This is a genomic window from Paraburkholderia caffeinilytica, assembly GCF_051027425.1.
GTDB classification, from domain to species: Bacteria; Pseudomonadota; Gammaproteobacteria; order Burkholderiales; family Burkholderiaceae; genus Paraburkholderia; species Paraburkholderia caffeinilytica_A.
Window position 1 is genome coordinate 3,929,839 of sequence record NZ_CP186552.1, and the last position, 13,876, is coordinate 3,943,714.

Consider the following 13,876-nt stretch of genomic DNA (forward strand, 5'->3'; position numbering starts at 1 on the left):
GGCCTCGCTGCGGGATCGTCGGGGCTGTCAGGCCGCTTCGCGCGGCGCCGGCGGCTCGACGTCTTCGGCATCGCAAAAGGCCAGCACATCGTCGACGTATTGTGCGAATTCGCTGATCGCGTGGTCACTCCCTTCGATCAGCGTAGTGCGCGCGCCCGGATAGTGCGCAAGCATTTCACGGTAATCGAGCACTTCGTCGCCGGTGGCCGCTATCAAATAATAGCGTTCGGGCCGCGTGATCGACGCGACGCCGAGCGCGCGCAGTTCGTCCAGATGATGCGGCTCGACCGTGATGCTGCCGCCACCGTGCCATAACGGCTGCTCACCGAGATAGGCGCTCAGGTCGCGCTGCGGCACGACTGCCGGGTTCAGCAGCACGGCCGGCCAGCCGTGCTTTTCGGCCAGATGCGTAGCGAAATAGCCGCCAAGCGAGCTGCCGATCACCGTGATGTTGTCCGGTTTCGCGGCCTTCACCAGCGATTCGGCGAGCGCCACGGTCTCGAACGGCGAAACCGGCAGCATCGGACAGCACCATTCATCGCTGCGGCCGAGTTCGGCGAGACGTGCGGCCAGCACGCGCGCCTTGAACGAATTGGGTGACGAACGGAAACCGTGCAGATAAAGGATCACGAGGTGCCTCGCGCGGAATGTGCGGTGGACAATGCATCAAGCAGCTTCTGATGCACGCCGCCGAAGCCGCCGTTGCTCATCACCAGAATCTGGTCGCCGGGGCGCGCCGCGTGAACCACCGCTTTGACGAGTGCGTCGAGATTGTCGAACGCCTGTGCTTTGCCGCCGAGCGGCGCGAGCGCTTCGCCGAGATTCCAGCCGAGTGCGTCGCGGCCGGCCGGTGCGCCGTAGCCGAACACCAGGTCGGCGCCGGCCAGACTCGCCGGCAGTTGCGCCTTCATCACGCCGAGCTTCATGGTGTTCGAACGCGGCTCCAGCACGGCCAGGATTCGCGTATTTTCATGGCCGACGCGGGCGCGCAGCCCGGCCACCGTGGTTTCGATCGCCGTGGGATGGTGGGCGAAATCGTCGTAGACGGTCACGCCGTCGACGCTGCCGCGCACTTCCATGCGGCGCTTCACATTCCGGAAACTCGCGAGCGACTTCGCCGCCTGCGCCGGTGGCACGCCGACATGGCGCGCGGCGGCGATCGCGGCAAGCGCGTTCATGCGATTGTGCTCACCCTGCACCTGCCACTCGACCACGCCGACGCGCTCGCTGTTGTGATAGACGGCGAAACGCTCGTCGACCGGCACGCCGTCTTCCGCCGGCAGGATTTCCCAGCCGCCTTGCACGCCGAACCGCTCCACTTCGCTCCAGCAACCGCGCGTCAGCACGCGCTCCAGCGCGTCTTCACGACCGTTCGTGACGATCCGGCCGATGCCCGGCACCGTGCGGATCAGATGATGGAACTGTGTTTCGATTGCCGCCAGATCCGGGAAAATGTCGGCGTGATCGAACTCGAGGTTGTTCAGGATCGCGGTTTTCGGCCGGTAGTGAACGAACTTGGAACGCTTGTCGAAGAAGGCCGTGTCGTACTCGTCGGCTTCGATCACGAAGAAGCTCGAATCGGTCAGCCGCGCCGACACGCCGAAGTTCAGCGGCACGCCGCCGATCAGAAAGCCCGGATTGAGACCCGCGTCTTCGAGCAGCCAGGTCAGCATCGAACTGGTGGTGGTCTTGCCGTGCGTGCCGGCCACGGCTAGCACCCATTTGCCGTTCAGCACGTGCTCGCCGAGCCATTGCGGACCGGAGACGTACGGCAGGCCACGATCGAGGATCGCTTCCATCAGCGGGTTGCCGCGTGTTACCACATTGCCGATCACGAACAGGTCGGCATTGAGGCCGTTCAACTGCCCGGCGTCGTAACCTTCGATCAGACGAATGCCCTGCGCCTCGAGCTGCGTGCTCATTGGCGGATAGACGCCGGCGTCGCAGCCCGTCACGGTGTGACCCGCGCCGCGCGCGAGGACCGCGAGTCCGCCCATGAACGTGCCGCAGATACCGAGGATGTGGATGTGCATAAGCCTGTCGTGCCGCGCGGGCGTATTTTGCGAGGGATGGGAGTGCAAGGAAGCGGTCGAAACGACCGTCTGCAAAGGACGCTATTGTAACCGACGCCTCTGAATCGCCCTATGAACGGGGCAGGCAAGGCAGCGGCCCGCCCCACCCACGCAAAGCACCCGGCGCGAACCGCCCAGAAAGGGCTGACATCAATCTCTAGTATGATTGAGAGATGGTTCACAAATCACATTTCGATCCGCAGCGCGTGCGCGAGGAAATCGCCATTGCGGCTGCCCGGATGATCGCTGAAGACGGTCTGGACTACGCAACGGCCAAGCGTAAAGCGGCACGGCAGGTAGTCGGCGAGAGCCGTGTTGCCGGCGAATGGCTGCCGGATAACGACCAGATCGAAGAGGAAATCCGTGAATATCAGTCGCTCTTCCAGGGCGACAGCCAGCCGGCGCTGTTGCGGCGATTGCGCCGCATCGCCATCGACTGGATGGAGCGGCTCGCGCCGTTCAATCCTTATCTGACCGGCGCGGTGCTCGGCGGCACAGCCGGCGAACATTCGGATATTCACCTTCAGGTGTTCTGCGACAACCCGAAAGAAGTCGCCATCTATTTTCTGAACGCCAACATTCAGTACGACGTTTCGGAGACGCGGCATTTTGCCGGCCGCGGCTACGTCGAAACGCTGAGCTTCCTCTGGCGCCCCGCGAACGAAGGGCGCGATGGGGAACCGGCCGGCATCCACGTCGCCCTGTACGAAACGGACGACTTACGTGGCGCGGTCCGGGCCGACGCGCGCGGCCGCACTGCCCGCGCGAATCAGCAGGCGGTTCAGGCGCTGCTCGACAGTAGCGGCGTCACCCCTTCAACTAATTAGACAGAGCTGGAATGAATACGAGACGGATTCTGGCGGGCGCGCTTGTCGCGGTCGCCGCGACGGGCGGCGGGGTGCTGGCCAATCATTGGCTGAACGGCGACCCCAATGTCGCCCACGCAGCGCAGCCCGGCTCCACGCAAAGTGCCGTTGAGCAACTCTGGGCCGCGCCCGTCACGAATGTCGACGGCAAGCCGCAATCGCTAAGTTTGCTTAAAGGCCATCCAATCGTCGTCAACTTCTGGGCGTCGTGGTGCGGACCGTGCGTCGAAGAGATGCCTGCTCTTTCGCAACTTCAGCGCGAATATGCAAAGAAAGGAATCCAGTTCGTAGGACTTGGCGTCGATTCGGATAAAAACGTTCAGTCGTTCCTGCAGAAGGTGAAAGTGGCTTACCCGGTCTACGTGACCGGATTCGGCGGCGCCGATCTCGCGCGAGCGTTCGGCAATACTGCCGGCGGCCTGCCCTTTACCGTCGTTATTGACGCAAAAGGCAACATTCGCTCGACAAAATTAGGGCAAATCGACCCGCAAGCGCTGAAACAGACGCTCGACACGCTCTAAATTTCACATTCTTTTGACGATCAGATAAGGGCAAAAGGCGCGAAATTACGCGCAAATCGCTCAAGTTTGAGAGAAGATGGGCGCCCGGAGAGGCGACGAAAGGTCGCTGGGTCCGCTCCGAACGCGCAGGAAACTAGACAAGTTTCTCTAATCAGCGCTAAAGTGCGCCCAATTCCACGGAAAAAGAAGCGACCATGACGCGACTGCTGGTACTGCACGGCCCCAACCTCAATCTTCTCGGCACCCGGGAACCTGAGGTCTATGGCCGCGTGACGTTGCCGCAGATCGATCAGGCACTGGCGGACCGCGCAGCGGACGCCGGCGTCGAACTCGCGTCGTTCCAGAGCAATCATGAAGGCGCCCTGGTCGATCGCATCCAATCCGCCCGGACTGAAAAAACCGATTTCATACTAATCAATCCCGCCGCGTACACGCACACCAGCGTGGCTATTCGGGACGCACTGGCGGGGGTCGGCATCCCGTTCGTCGAGATTCATCTGTCGAACGTACATCGCCGCGAACCGTTCCGGCATCACTCGTATTTCTCCGACCAGGCAGAGGGCGTGATTTGCGGCCTTGGCTGGAAGGGGTACATGTACGCGCTCGAATTCGCGCTCGACCGGCTGTCCGCCGGTTCGTCGCGCGGCTGATTCCAAACACGTCTAATTTGCGCCGGGTACTGCGATTGCACGCGCCGGCACTTTACGCATTGAAAGGGGCCTCCTGATGGATCTACGTAAACTGAAAACTCTGATCGACCTCGTCTCGGAGTCCGGTATTTCCGAACTCGAAGTGACTGAAGGCGAAGGCAAGGTCCGCATCGTCAAGAATGCGCCGCCGGTTTACGTGCAACCGTCCGCTTCGTACGCGCCGCAATATGCGCAGCCGGCACCGATCGCAGGCGGCGAAGCGCCCGCTGCCGCAAGCGCCCCCGCGGCGCCGGCCCCCGTCGTGCCGCAAGGCCACGTGGTGACCTCGCCGATGGTCGGCACCTTCTACCGCGCGCCGTCTCCGGGCGCCGAGCCGTTCGTCCAGGTCGGCGACACGGTCAAGGAAGGCCAGACGATCTGCATCATCGAAGCAATGAAGCTGCTCAACGAAATCGAGTCGGACAAGTCCGGCGTGGTGAAGGAAATCCTCGTCGAAAACGGCCAGGCGGTCGAGTACGGCCAACCGTTGTTCCTGGTCGGCTAACGCGGCACGCTTTGCGCTTTTTTGCGCCTGCCGCCCGCGCGCCTGCTATCCGGGGCGCGCGACCGATCCGCTGAGGCAGCCCGTGTTGTGATCAGCCGGGCGCCTATTGATGAGTCGAAAATCCGCTATGTTTGAAAAAATCCTCATTGCCAATCGTGGCGAGATCGCGCTTCGTATCCAGCGCGCCTGCCGCGAACTCGGCGTCAAGACGGTCGTCGTCTATTCGGAAGCCGACAAGGAAGCCAAGTACGTGAAGCTCGCCGACGAGGCGGTCTGTATCGGCCCGGCGCCTTCGAATCTGAGCTACCTGAACATGCCGGCGCTGATCAGCGCGGCGGAAGTGACGGATGCCGAAGCAATCCACCCCGGCTACGGCTTCCTGTCGGAAAACGCCGACTTCGCCGAGCGCGTCGAACAGTCCGGCTTCACCTTCATCGGCCCGCGCCCGGAAACCATCCGGATGATGGGCGACAAGGTGACCGCCAAGCAGACCATGATCAAGACCGGCGTGCCTTGCGTGCCGGGTTCTGAAGGCGCGTTGCCGGACGATCCGAAAGAGATCGTGAAAATTGCCCGCCAGGTCGGCTATCCGGTGATCATCAAGGCCGCCGGCGGCGGCGGTGGCCGCGGCATGCGCGTGGTCCACACCGAAGCGGCGCTGGTCAACGCGGTCAACATGACGCGCGAAGAAGCCGGCCGTGCCTTCGGCAACCCGCAGGTCTACATGGAGAAATTCCTGGAGAACCCGCGGCACATTGAAATTCAGGTGTTGTCGGATTCGTTCAAGAACGCGGTCTGGCTGGGCGAGCGCGATTGCTCGATGCAGCGCCGTCACCAGAAAGTGATCGAAGAAGCGCCGGCGCCGGGCATCGCGCGCCGCCTGATCGACCGCATCGGCGATCGCTGCGCGGACGCCTGCAAGAAGATGGGCTATCTTGGCGCGGGTACGTTCGAATTCCTGTACGAAAACGGCGAGTTCTATTTCATCGAAATGAACACGCGCGTGCAGGTCGAGCATCCGGTGACCGAGCTGATCACGGGCGTCGATATCGTGCAGGAACAGATCCGCATCGCGGCCGGCGAGAAGCTCGCGTTCCGTCAGCGCGACATCGTGTTCAAGGGTCATGCGATCGAATGCCGGATCAACGCGGAAGATCCGTTCAAGTTCATTCCGTCGCCCGGTCGTTTGACGTCGTGGCATATGCCGGGCGGCCCCGGCATCCGCGTCGATTCGCACGCCTACAATGGCTATTTCGTCCCGCCGAACTATGATTCGATGATCGGCAAGCTGATCGCTTACGGCGCGACGCGCGAGCAGGCGATCAAGCGGATGCGTATCGCGCTGTCGGAAATGGTGGTCGAGGGCATTCAGACCAACATCCCGCTGCATCGCGAATTGATGCTGGACGCGAAGTTCGTCGAAGGCGGCACCAGCATTCATTACCTCGAAAACCGGTTGGCCGCGAAGCAGCAGGCCGCGCCGGAAGAAGCGTAAGTCATGAGCTACCGGGAACTGATCGCCGAGCTGCCACGCGAGCACGCGGAGGAGTTCTCCGACGCGCTGCTCGAGTTGGGCGCGCTGTCCGTATCGGTTGAAGATGCGGACGCCGACACCCCCGACGAGCAGCCGCTGTTCGGCGAGCCCGGTCTCACGCCGGATCGCACGGCGTGGCAGCGTTCGCGCGTGATCGCGCTGCTCGCGCCGGAACATGAGCCGGCCGTGCTGCTCACCGCGGCAGCCAATGAGCTGGGCCTCGATCCCGCACCTTCGTTCACCGTGCGTGAAGTCGAAGAGCAGGATTGGGTGCGTCTCACGCAATCGCAATTCGATCCGATTTCGATCGGCGAGCGCATCTGGGTTGTGCCCTCGTGGCACGATGCGCCGGACCCGAACGCCCTCGTGCTGGAGCTCGATCCTGGCCTCGCGTTCGGAACCGGCAGCCATCCCACGACACGACTGTGCATGGAATGGCTGGAGCAATCGGTGAAGGCGGAGCAATCCGTGCTCGATTACGGCTGCGGCTCGGGCATCCTCGCGATCCTCGCGAAGAAGTGCGGCGCCAACCCGGTGTACGGTATCGATATCGACCCGCAGGCGGTCGAATCGGCGCGCTACAACAGCGAGCGCAACCGCGTAGAAGTCACGTACGGTTTGCCCGACGCATGCCCGGCCGGCGAGTTCGATATCGTGGTCGCCAATATCCTGTCCAATCCGCTCAAGCTGATGGCGTCGATGCTGTCGTCGAAGGTCAAGCCAGGCGGACGGATCGCGTTGTCAGGCATCCTGGCGCGGCAGGCGGACGAGGTGGCGCAGATCTACGCACGATGGATCGACATCGGCGTATGGCGCGAACACGAAGGTTGGGTATGTCTCACGGGAACGCGCCGCGAAAGCCATTAGAATAAGGCGTATTGTCAAACCAACGGCCTCCCGGCTTACCGGCTCAATATGCTCCTGGCAACGCGTTGCCCCTTCTGCGAAACCGTCTTCCGCCTGCAACCGGCGCAGCTCGCGCTGCGCCGCGGGCTCGTGCGCTGCGGGCATTGCCATGAAGTATTCGACGCGTCGAGCAGCCTGTTCGAACTGAACGAGGGCGGCGACTTCGCCTCCGCCAAGCCGGTTGCCGCGGCTGCGGCGATCGAGGCTTTGTCAGGTGTACGCGCCAAGGACCCCGATTTCAGCGCAGAAGCCTGGAATCCGTGGGCACCCGCGGCCGACGCCGTGATCGACAACCGCCTGCTCCACAACGCCGGCAGTCTGCCCTTCAAGCCGGTTTCCACCGGCTTGGGCGTCGCGCTCACGCCGCGCCAGGCCACCGAGCCGGAACTGCCGGCGAGCGCCTTTACCACGCCGATTCCTCACGACCACGAGCCCGTCCTCGCGGACGCACCGCTCGCACCCTTTGCCTACGAGCCCGACGCGCCGGTGGACGTCCCGCGTGAGCCTTCCGCTCAGCCGGCCAATCCGCAGGCCGAAGCCGCGCCACGGGTCTGGCACAAGACCGAGCGCTCCGCCGAACAATTTGCTCATGCAGATGAACCGGTTCTGAACGAGCCGGCGGCCTTGCATGGGATTCCTGACAATGAACCGCATTTCGGTGCGGCCGGCTTAGGTGGGGCCGGCTTAGGTGGGGCCACCTCAGGTGCGGCCGTCTCAGGTGGCGCCGGCTTTGGCGCCGCCGCAGGCGCGGCCAACATAGGCGCAGCGGCCGGCCAGAGCGCAGATGGCACCAGCGGCAGCTCACGTGCAGCCACCCCAGATGGCCCGGGCGCAGCCTCATTTGGATCGAGCGGCGAACCTTTCACAGTCCAGCCCGTGCATGACGACGTCGATCCTTTCCCGGTAGTACGCGAGACGCGCCCGGCCGAACCGCGCCGCCTCGGCTGGATCATCGCGGGCTCGGTCGTCGCAGCGCTGCTGGTTGTCGCCCTGCTCGCGCAGCTCGCCTGGTGGCAACGCGAAACCGTGCAGGTCTACTTCCCGCGTTCACAGACGCTCTACGCGAAGGCCTGCGCGCAGCTCGGCTGCCAGATCACGCCGCCGCACGACATCGACGGCTTGCAGGTCGAGCCCTCCGATCTGCGGCAGATCGACGGCCCGCACAAGCTCGAACTGAAGATGCCGCTGCGCAACCGCTTCAATGTTGCGCTGGCCTACCCTGCCATCGAACTCACGCTGCTCGACGACCAGAACAATGTCGCCGTGCGCCGCGTGCTGTGGCCGCAAGACTATGTCCCACCCGGCACGCCAATCGCGGCCGGCCTGCCGGCGCATACGACCCAGACCATGATCGTCCATCTCGACACGGGCAATGCGGTCGCGTCCAATTTCCGCGTACAGATTTTTTATCCGTAACGCATCCTTGCACGCCCGGCACCGACCGGGCGTGTTCACCGTCATTACTGACGAATTTTCGGAGCACGACAACATGAGTCAAGTCACGCTGGGTGGCAACCCGATCGAAGTAGCCGGCACGTTCCCGACCGTGGGACAGAATGCCCCTGCCTTCTCGCTGGTGGGCAAGGATCTGAAGCCGGTGTCGCTGGCTGATTTCGCCGGCAAGCGCAAGGTGCTGAACATCGTCCCGAGCCTCGACACGCCGACGTGCGCCACCTCGACCCGCAAGTTCAACGAAGCCGCAGCCAGGCTGAGCAACACGGCAGTGATCGTCGTGTCGGGCGACCTGCCGTTCGCCGCATCGCGCTTCTGCACGACGGAAGGCATCGAGAACGTCGTGACGGCGTCCACGTTCCGCGGCCATGAGTTCGCGCAAGCCTACGGCGTCGACGTGACGAGCGGCCCGCTGACGGGTCTGACGGCACGCGCCGTGGTGGTCGTCGACGAAAACGACAAGGTCGTGCACGCTGAGCTGGTCGGCGAAATCAAGAACGAGCCGAACTACGACGCAGCCCTCGCCGCACTGAAGTAAAACCTTCGCGCACGAACCCCGGCGCCGCGCTTCATGCGCGGCGCTGTCACATCGTCGCGCCTATTCTCTTTATAGATTTTTACAGGAACGCTCGCCTTGGCTACGCTGATTTGCGGTTCGCTCGCCTACGACAACATCATGACCTTCGAAGGCCGCTTTCGGGAGCACATCCTGCCGGAGCAGGTCCACATCCTGAACGTGAGCTTTCTCGTGCCGACGATGCGCCGGGAATTCGGCGGCTGCGCGGGCAACATCGCCTACTCGCTGCATCTGCTCGGTGGCGACGCGCGCATCATGGGCGCGCTCGGCGCGATTGACGCGCAACGCTACATGGACCGCTTCGCGCAACTCGGCCTGTCGACGGAGAACGTGCTCGTGGTGCCGGATACCTCCTCGGCCCAGGCGATGATCACCACCGATCTGGAAAACAATCAGATCGCCGCGTTCCATCCTGGCGCGATGATGCAGGCGCATCTGAACCGCGCCGACGAAGCGAAGGGCATCACGCTCGGCATCGTCGGGCCGGACGGTTACGACGCCATGATCCAGCACTCCGAGCATCTGGCCGCGGCCGGCGTGCCGTTTATCTTTGATCCGGGCCAAGGTTTGCCGCTGTTCGACGGCGAGTCGCTACGTCGTATGATTGAACTTGCTACTTATGTAGCTGTCAACGATTACGAAGCCAAACTGGTGAGCAACAAAACGGGTTGGTCGATCGAAGAGATCGCCGGCAAGGTCGAGGCGCTGGTTATCACGCTCGGCGAGCACGGTGCGCAGATCCATCACGCCGGAGGCATCGAAGATATTCCGGCGGTCAAGGCACAGCAGGTGCTCGATCCTACAGGTTGCGGCGACGCGTTCCGCGGCGGCTTGCTGTACGGCATCGAGAACAAGCTTGGCTGGGCGACCACGGGGCGTCTGGCAAGCCTGATGGGTGCGCTGAAGATCGAACACCTGGGCCCGCAAAACTACGCGCCCAGCCGGGCGGAGATCAACGAACGGTTCAAGCAGGCGTTCGGATACGACCTGCAGTAATACCGCAAGCTATTGGAGTTAGGGAATGAGAACAACGAGTCGCCTGATAGTGGCCGCCTTGATTGCCGGGTCACTGGCCATGTCCGGGTGTGCGTACAACAGCAGTTCTGCGGATGTCTACACGGCGTCGCAGGCACAGCGCGAAGAGACGGTCCGCATGGGCACGGTCGACAGCGTTCGGGCCGTGAAGATCAGCTCGAACAACGGCCAGCCGAGCGGCCTGGGTGCGATCGGCGGCGGCGCGTTGGGTGCGGTGGCCGGCAGCGCGATCGGCGGCGGCCGCGGTTCGATCGTGACGGGCATCATCGGCGGTTTGGCCGGCGCGGTGGCAGGCAATGCGGTTGAGAACGGCGTCGCGGTACACGACGGTCTCGAGATCACCGTGCGACTCGATAACGGCGACATGCGGGCGATCACGCAGAGCGCCACCGGCGAAATCTTCCGCGCCGGCGACCGCGTCCGCCTGCTCTCGAGCGGCGGCGTCACGCGCGTCACGCACTAACCAGGTTTCCCCTCTCGCGCGGCAACGCTTAAGCGCGCCGCCGCGGCGACTTCAAACGCATGCCCTTCCCGGTGCATGCGTTTTTTTTCGCCTGTCGATTTTGCAGCACTTCGTCTAGCCGGTGCGTTCGTCCAGGCAAAAAAATCCCGTCGCCAGAAACCCGGCAACGGGACCCTGACCGAGTAGCGCTCGGTCATGCTGCTACGTAAGCGCTACTCGATCATCGACACACAGTACGACGTGTCGAAGTACTTCTACCGCTCATCCGCCAGTTACGGACGGCTGCCCGTCGGGAACGGCCATGCCGCTGCCGGGTTCAGCGCGGTTTTCACCGTCGCCGCCGGTGCGCTCGAGACAGAAGCCGCAGCGGGTGCAGGAGCCGCCTTCTTGGCGACAGCCTTCTTCGCAGGGGCAGCCTTCTTGGCAGGAGCAGCGGCCTTCTTCGCGGCAGCCTTCTTGGCAGGCGCAGCCTTTTTAGCGGCAGCCTTCTTCGCAGGCGCAGCTTTCTTGGCAGCAGCCTTTTTCGCAGGCGCAGCCTTCTTGGCAGCAGCCTTCTTAGCCGGCGCCTTCTTTGCTGCGGCCTTCTTCGCCGGTGCCTTCTTTGCTGCAACCTTCTTCACTGCGGCTTTCTTAGCCGGTGCTGCCTTCTTCGCCGGCGCCTTCTTCGCTGCAACCTTCTTCACTGCAACTTTCTTGGCTGCAACCTTCTTCACCGCGGCTTTCTTAGCCGGTGCTGCCTTCTTCGCCGGTGCCTTCTTCGCTGCAACCTTCTTCACTGCGACTTTCTTTGCAGCGACTTTCTTCGCCGGAGCGGCCTTCTTAGCCGGTGCAGCCTTCTTGGCTACAGCCTTCTTCGCTGCGGGTTTTTTAGCTGCGGCTTTCTTGAGAGTTGCCATCATTTTCTCCTTCAGGTTTTCAGATGAGAGTCAGTTCAAACTACACCCTTCGTCAAAACCCGCTTCCCGCGGACGCTTCTCAGGGCGCGCGCTACGAAGCGGGCTATTCATCGGCGTACGCAGGTGCTGCGCGCTTACGCTAATGAATGCGGTAAGGCGCGCCGTGCCCTTGGGCACCGCGCGCCAGATCTGGTCAGCGTTGTATCTCAACGCCGGCAATTGCTTGATCGGGCCACCGACGCTCACGCCAGCGGCTTTTTCCGGGGGGAAGTTTGCCCATCCCACTGAAGGGTTCGCAAAGTGCCAGCCATGTTTGTGGGCCGCGAAGGCACGCGGCGCACCGGGCACAATTTGCATCAGGCGGTTCTGCTCCTAACTAAATTGCCGCGGCCGAAGCCTGCCGGCATCCCCAAAATGAATGCATCTGCGACACGAACCCGGATCACTCCCAGGTCAGCGCGCCGCCAGTCTGATATTCGATCACTCGCGTCTCGAAGAAGTTGCGTTCCTTCTTCAGGTCGATCATCTCGCTCATCCACGGGAACGGGTTTTCCTCGTTCGGGTACAGCGGATCGAGACCGATCTGCTGGCAACGACGGTTGCAGATGAAGCGCAGATAGCTCTTGAACATCGACGCATTGAGGCCGAGCACCCCGCGCGGCATCGTATCTTCTGCGTAACGATATTCAAGTTCGACCGCTTGCTGGAAGATTTCGCGGATTTCCGCGCGGAACTCAGCCGTCCAGAGTTGCGGGTTTTCGAGTTTGATCTGGTTGATCAGGTCGATGCCGAAATTGCAGTGCATCGACTCGTCGCGCAGGATGTATTGGTACTGTTCCGCCGCGCCGGTCATCTTGTTCTGACGGCCCAGCGCCAGGATTTGCGTAAAGCCGACGTAGAAGAACAGGCCTTCCATCACACAGGCGAACACGATCAGCGAGCGCAGCAGGGTCTGGTCTGCCTCGAGCGTGCCGGTCTTGAAGGCCGGGTCGGTCAGCACGTGGATGTACGGAATCAGGAATTCGTCTTTCGCGCGAATCGAGGAAACCTCGTGATACGCGTTGAAGATTTCGCCTTCGTCGAGACCCAGGGACTCGACGATGTACTGGTAAGCGTGCGTGTGGATTGCCTCTTCGAACGCCTGGCGCAGCAGGAACTGGCGGCATTCGGGCGCCGTGATGTGGCGGTAGGTACCCAGCACGATGTTGTTGGCGGCCAGCGAGTCGGCCGTCACGAAGAAGCCCAGGTTGCGCTTGACGATGCGGCGCTCGTCTTCGGTCAGCCCGTTCGGGTCTTTCCAGAGAGCGATGTCGCGCGACATGTTCACTTCTTGCGGCATCCAGTGGTTGGCGCAACCAGCCAGATACTTTTCCCAGGCCCACTTGTATTTGAACGGCACCAACTGATTGACGTCGGTCTGGCCATTGATGATGCGCTTGTCGGCGACGTTGACCCGCGCTTCCGAAACGGCAGCCGTTTCAGCAGCCGCATTGGTCACATGAGCGACGGGAGCGACAGCGATGTCGTTCGCGAAGACGTCTTGAGCCGAGGGAGCGTGAGGAGCGGAACGCGTTCCGACTTGCGAACCGACAGCCGATCCCGCCGCGTTGCGCAACACATTCTGTTGCGTAGCGCTCGAGGGAGTTACGGCAGTGATCTCGTCATCCCAGTTGAGCATAAATGTCACCATCAATTTAGAACGGTTTGTACCATCTTTTCACGAGCGATAAAAGAGTTCGCTGATGAAAAATCCTGTTTTCGATTCGCGTTGCTACGTTCATACAACACTTTGTTCAACAGACTGTGTGTGTCGCCTCATGTGAAGCGTGTTGAACGCGTGTCGTCGAGGTGCTTCGCGAGCTCGAAGAGCAACGTGTCGAAGCGACGTTTCGCTGCTCTATCTATCTGTATTGCGGAGCGTGCTTGCAGCGTCTTGCGATTGCTTCCTGCTGTCTCGCTTCTGCGGGTTCGTCAGTGCCGGCGAGGCGAAGTTCAATGCAATGCCGGGCGATGCATCTGGGCCTGCTGTGTCGATCGACCCTCGGCCGGAGCGTTTGCTGAGCGCTTCATGTCGAGCGCTTCGTCTGTGTTGCCGACTGCTGACCGCTTCATCTACCGCTCGCAGCTGCTTGTTGCCGCTTGTTACCGCTTCACGACTTCAGCCGCGTGCCGTGCTTCGCTGTTTGTCGACGAGCGGCGCAACGTCGATTCCGTTTCGCCGCGCCGCTCATCTACTTCACTTCTGCATCACTTCTATCTGGCTTGCTGATCGCTGCATGCGGGTCTTTACCTACAACCCTTTCAGCAAACAACGATCCTGCCGTCTGCTTCGTACTCGCCTCGCGCCTGAATCACGGTCG

The 13,876-nt window shown here is 62.3% G+C and carries 16 protein-coding genes; 11 read left to right on the forward strand and 5 right to left on the reverse strand.

The window, feature by feature from the left end; all coding sequences use genetic code 11:
• Positions 1-27: 27 nt before the first annotated feature.
• Together ACOSV0_RS17405 and mpl are read right to left on the reverse strand one after the other, a co-directional pair.
• The gene (locus tag ACOSV0_RS17405; protein WP_434107363.1) at positions 28-630 is read right to left on the reverse strand and encodes a YqiA/YcfP family alpha/beta fold hydrolase; all 603 of its coding nucleotides are present in this window, start codon (positions 628-630) and stop codon (positions 28-30) included.
• A complete protein-coding gene (mpl, locus tag ACOSV0_RS17410; RefSeq protein ID WP_434107364.1) occupies positions 627-2,033 on the reverse strand; it encodes a UDP-N-acetylmuramate:L-alanyl-gamma-D-glutamyl-meso-diaminopimelate ligase in 1,407 nt (468 codons plus the stop codon). The genes ACOSV0_RS17405 and mpl overlap by 4 nt, the downstream gene beginning before the upstream one ends.
• Positions 2,034-2,245: 212 nt before the next feature.
• Here mpl and ACOSV0_RS17415 point away from each other — a divergent pair, with 212 nt between their 5' ends.
• From ACOSV0_RS17415 to ACOSV0_RS17460, 10 genes are all read left to right on the forward strand, one after another.
• Positions 2,246-2,899, forward strand: a complete 654-nt coding sequence (locus ACOSV0_RS17415) for a UDP-N-acetylmuramate--alanine ligase (RefSeq protein ID WP_434107365.1) — start codon at positions 2,246-2,248, stop codon at positions 2,897-2,899.
• Between the two features lie 11 nt (positions 2,900-2,910).
• Positions 2,911-3,459 (forward strand): TlpA family protein disulfide reductase, encoded by a 549-nt coding sequence (locus tag ACOSV0_RS17420; protein ID WP_434107366.1) that lies wholly within the window; start codon positions 2,911-2,913, stop codon positions 3,457-3,459.
• Positions 3,460-3,653: 194 nt separating this feature from the next.
• Entirely contained in the window at positions 3,654-4,109 is a 456-nt protein-coding gene (gene aroQ, locus ACOSV0_RS17425) for a type II 3-dehydroquinate dehydratase (RefSeq protein WP_030100935.1), read from the forward strand.
• 76 nt (positions 4,110-4,185) lie between these two features.
• Positions 4,186-4,653: an acetyl-CoA carboxylase biotin carboxyl carrier protein gene (gene accB, locus ACOSV0_RS17430; protein WP_434107367.1), complete on the forward strand. Its 468-nt coding sequence runs from the start codon at positions 4,186-4,188 to the stop codon at positions 4,651-4,653.
• Positions 4,654-4,780: 127 nt separating this feature from the next.
• A complete protein-coding gene (gene accC, locus ACOSV0_RS17435) occupies positions 4,781-6,148 on the forward strand; it encodes an acetyl-CoA carboxylase biotin carboxylase subunit (protein WP_172160160.1) in 1,368 nt (455 codons plus the stop codon).
• A 3-nt stretch (positions 6,149-6,151) separates the two neighbouring features.
• On the forward strand, positions 6,152-7,054 hold the full coding sequence (gene prmA, locus ACOSV0_RS17440; protein ID WP_434107368.1) for a 50S ribosomal protein L11 methyltransferase: 903 nt from the start codon (positions 6,152-6,154) through the stop codon (positions 7,052-7,054).
• Between the two features lie 48 nt (positions 7,055-7,102).
• Positions 7,103-8,509: a zinc-ribbon and DUF3426 domain-containing protein gene (locus tag ACOSV0_RS17445; protein WP_434107369.1), complete on the forward strand. Its 1,407-nt coding sequence runs from the start codon at positions 7,103-7,105 to the stop codon at positions 8,507-8,509.
• Positions 8,510-8,582: 73 nt separating this feature from the next.
• Positions 8,583-9,083, forward strand: a complete 501-nt coding sequence (gene tpx, locus ACOSV0_RS17450; RefSeq protein ID WP_434107370.1) for a thiol peroxidase — start codon at positions 8,583-8,585, stop codon at positions 9,081-9,083.
• A 96-nt stretch (positions 9,084-9,179) separates the two neighbouring features.
• Positions 9,180-10,118: a carbohydrate kinase family protein gene (locus ACOSV0_RS17455; RefSeq protein WP_434107372.1), complete on the forward strand. Its 939-nt coding sequence runs from the start codon at positions 9,180-9,182 to the stop codon at positions 10,116-10,118.
• A 25-nt stretch (positions 10,119-10,143) separates the two neighbouring features.
• Complete coding sequence (locus tag ACOSV0_RS17460; RefSeq protein ID WP_434107373.1) at positions 10,144-10,620, forward strand: glycine zipper 2TM domain-containing protein; 477 nt, start codon at positions 10,144-10,146, stop codon at positions 10,618-10,620.
• 272 nt (positions 10,621-10,892) lie between these two features.
• On the opposite strand, the gene ACOSV0_RS17465 is transcribed toward ACOSV0_RS17460, so the two are convergent.
• The 3 genes from ACOSV0_RS17465 to ACOSV0_RS17475 form a co-directional block, all read right to left on the reverse strand.
• Positions 10,893-11,519 (reverse strand): histone H1-like repetitive region-containing protein, encoded by a 627-nt coding sequence (locus ACOSV0_RS17465; protein ID WP_434107375.1) that lies wholly within the window; start codon positions 11,517-11,519, stop codon positions 10,893-10,895.
• A gap of 27 nt (positions 11,520-11,546) precedes the next feature.
• Complete coding sequence (locus tag ACOSV0_RS17470; protein ID WP_434107376.1) at positions 11,547-11,873, reverse strand: hypothetical protein; 327 nt, start codon at positions 11,871-11,873, stop codon at positions 11,547-11,549.
• An 85-nt stretch (positions 11,874-11,958) separates the two neighbouring features.
• Positions 11,959-13,194 (reverse strand): ribonucleotide-diphosphate reductase subunit beta, encoded by a 1,236-nt coding sequence (locus ACOSV0_RS17475; RefSeq protein ID WP_310813870.1) that lies wholly within the window; start codon positions 13,192-13,194, stop codon positions 11,959-11,961.
• A gap of 390 nt (positions 13,195-13,584) precedes the next feature.
• On the opposite strand from ACOSV0_RS17475, the gene ACOSV0_RS17480 reads away from it, so the two are divergent.
• Positions 13,585-13,785: a hypothetical protein gene (locus tag ACOSV0_RS17480; RefSeq protein ID WP_434107377.1), complete on the forward strand. Its 201-nt coding sequence runs from the start codon at positions 13,585-13,587 to the stop codon at positions 13,783-13,785.
• The last annotated feature ends 91 nt before the right edge of the window (positions 13,786-13,876 follow it).

What these genes read in the sequence shown, in the direction of transcription:
- mpl (WP_434107364.1), bottom strand. Translation starts at nt 2,033, where the DNA reads ATGCACATCCACATCCTCGGTATCTGCGGCACGTTCATGGGCGGACTC.
- ACOSV0_RS17475 (WP_310813870.1), bottom strand. Translation starts at nt 13,194, where the DNA reads ATGCTCAACTGGGATGACGAGATCACTGCCGTAACTCCCTCGAGCGCT.
- ACOSV0_RS17465 (WP_434107375.1), bottom strand. Translation starts at nt 11,519, where the DNA reads ATGATGGCAACTCTCAAGAAAGCCGCAGCTAAAAAACCCGCAGCGAAG.
- ACOSV0_RS17415 (WP_434107365.1), top strand. Translation starts at nt 2,246, where the DNA reads ATGGTTCACAAATCACATTTCGATCCGCAGCGCGTGCGCGAGGAAATC.
- accB (WP_434107367.1), top strand. Translation starts at nt 4,186, where the DNA reads ATGGATCTACGTAAACTGAAAACTCTGATCGACCTCGTCTCGGAGTCC.
- accC (WP_172160160.1), top strand. Translation starts at nt 4,781, where the DNA reads ATGTTTGAAAAAATCCTCATTGCCAATCGTGGCGAGATCGCGCTTCGT.
- ACOSV0_RS17420 (WP_434107366.1), top strand. Translation starts at nt 2,911, where the DNA reads ATGAATACGAGACGGATTCTGGCGGGCGCGCTTGTCGCGGTCGCCGCG.
- tpx (WP_434107370.1), top strand. Translation starts at nt 8,583, where the DNA reads ATGAGTCAAGTCACGCTGGGTGGCAACCCGATCGAAGTAGCCGGCACG.
- prmA (WP_434107368.1), top strand. Translation starts at nt 6,152, where the DNA reads ATGAGCTACCGGGAACTGATCGCCGAGCTGCCACGCGAGCACGCGGAG.
- aroQ (WP_030100935.1), top strand. Translation starts at nt 3,654, where the DNA reads ATGACGCGACTGCTGGTACTGCACGGCCCCAACCTCAATCTTCTCGGC.
- ACOSV0_RS17460 (WP_434107373.1), top strand. Translation starts at nt 10,144, where the DNA reads ATGAGAACAACGAGTCGCCTGATAGTGGCCGCCTTGATTGCCGGGTCA.
- ACOSV0_RS17480 (WP_434107377.1), top strand. Translation starts at nt 13,585, where the DNA reads ATGTCGAGCGCTTCGTCTGTGTTGCCGACTGCTGACCGCTTCATCTAC.
- ACOSV0_RS17445 (WP_434107369.1), top strand. Translation starts at nt 7,103, where the DNA reads ATGCTCCTGGCAACGCGTTGCCCCTTCTGCGAAACCGTCTTCCGCCTG.
- ACOSV0_RS17470 (WP_434107376.1), bottom strand. Translation starts at nt 11,873, where the DNA reads ATGCAAATTGTGCCCGGTGCGCCGCGTGCCTTCGCGGCCCACAAACAT.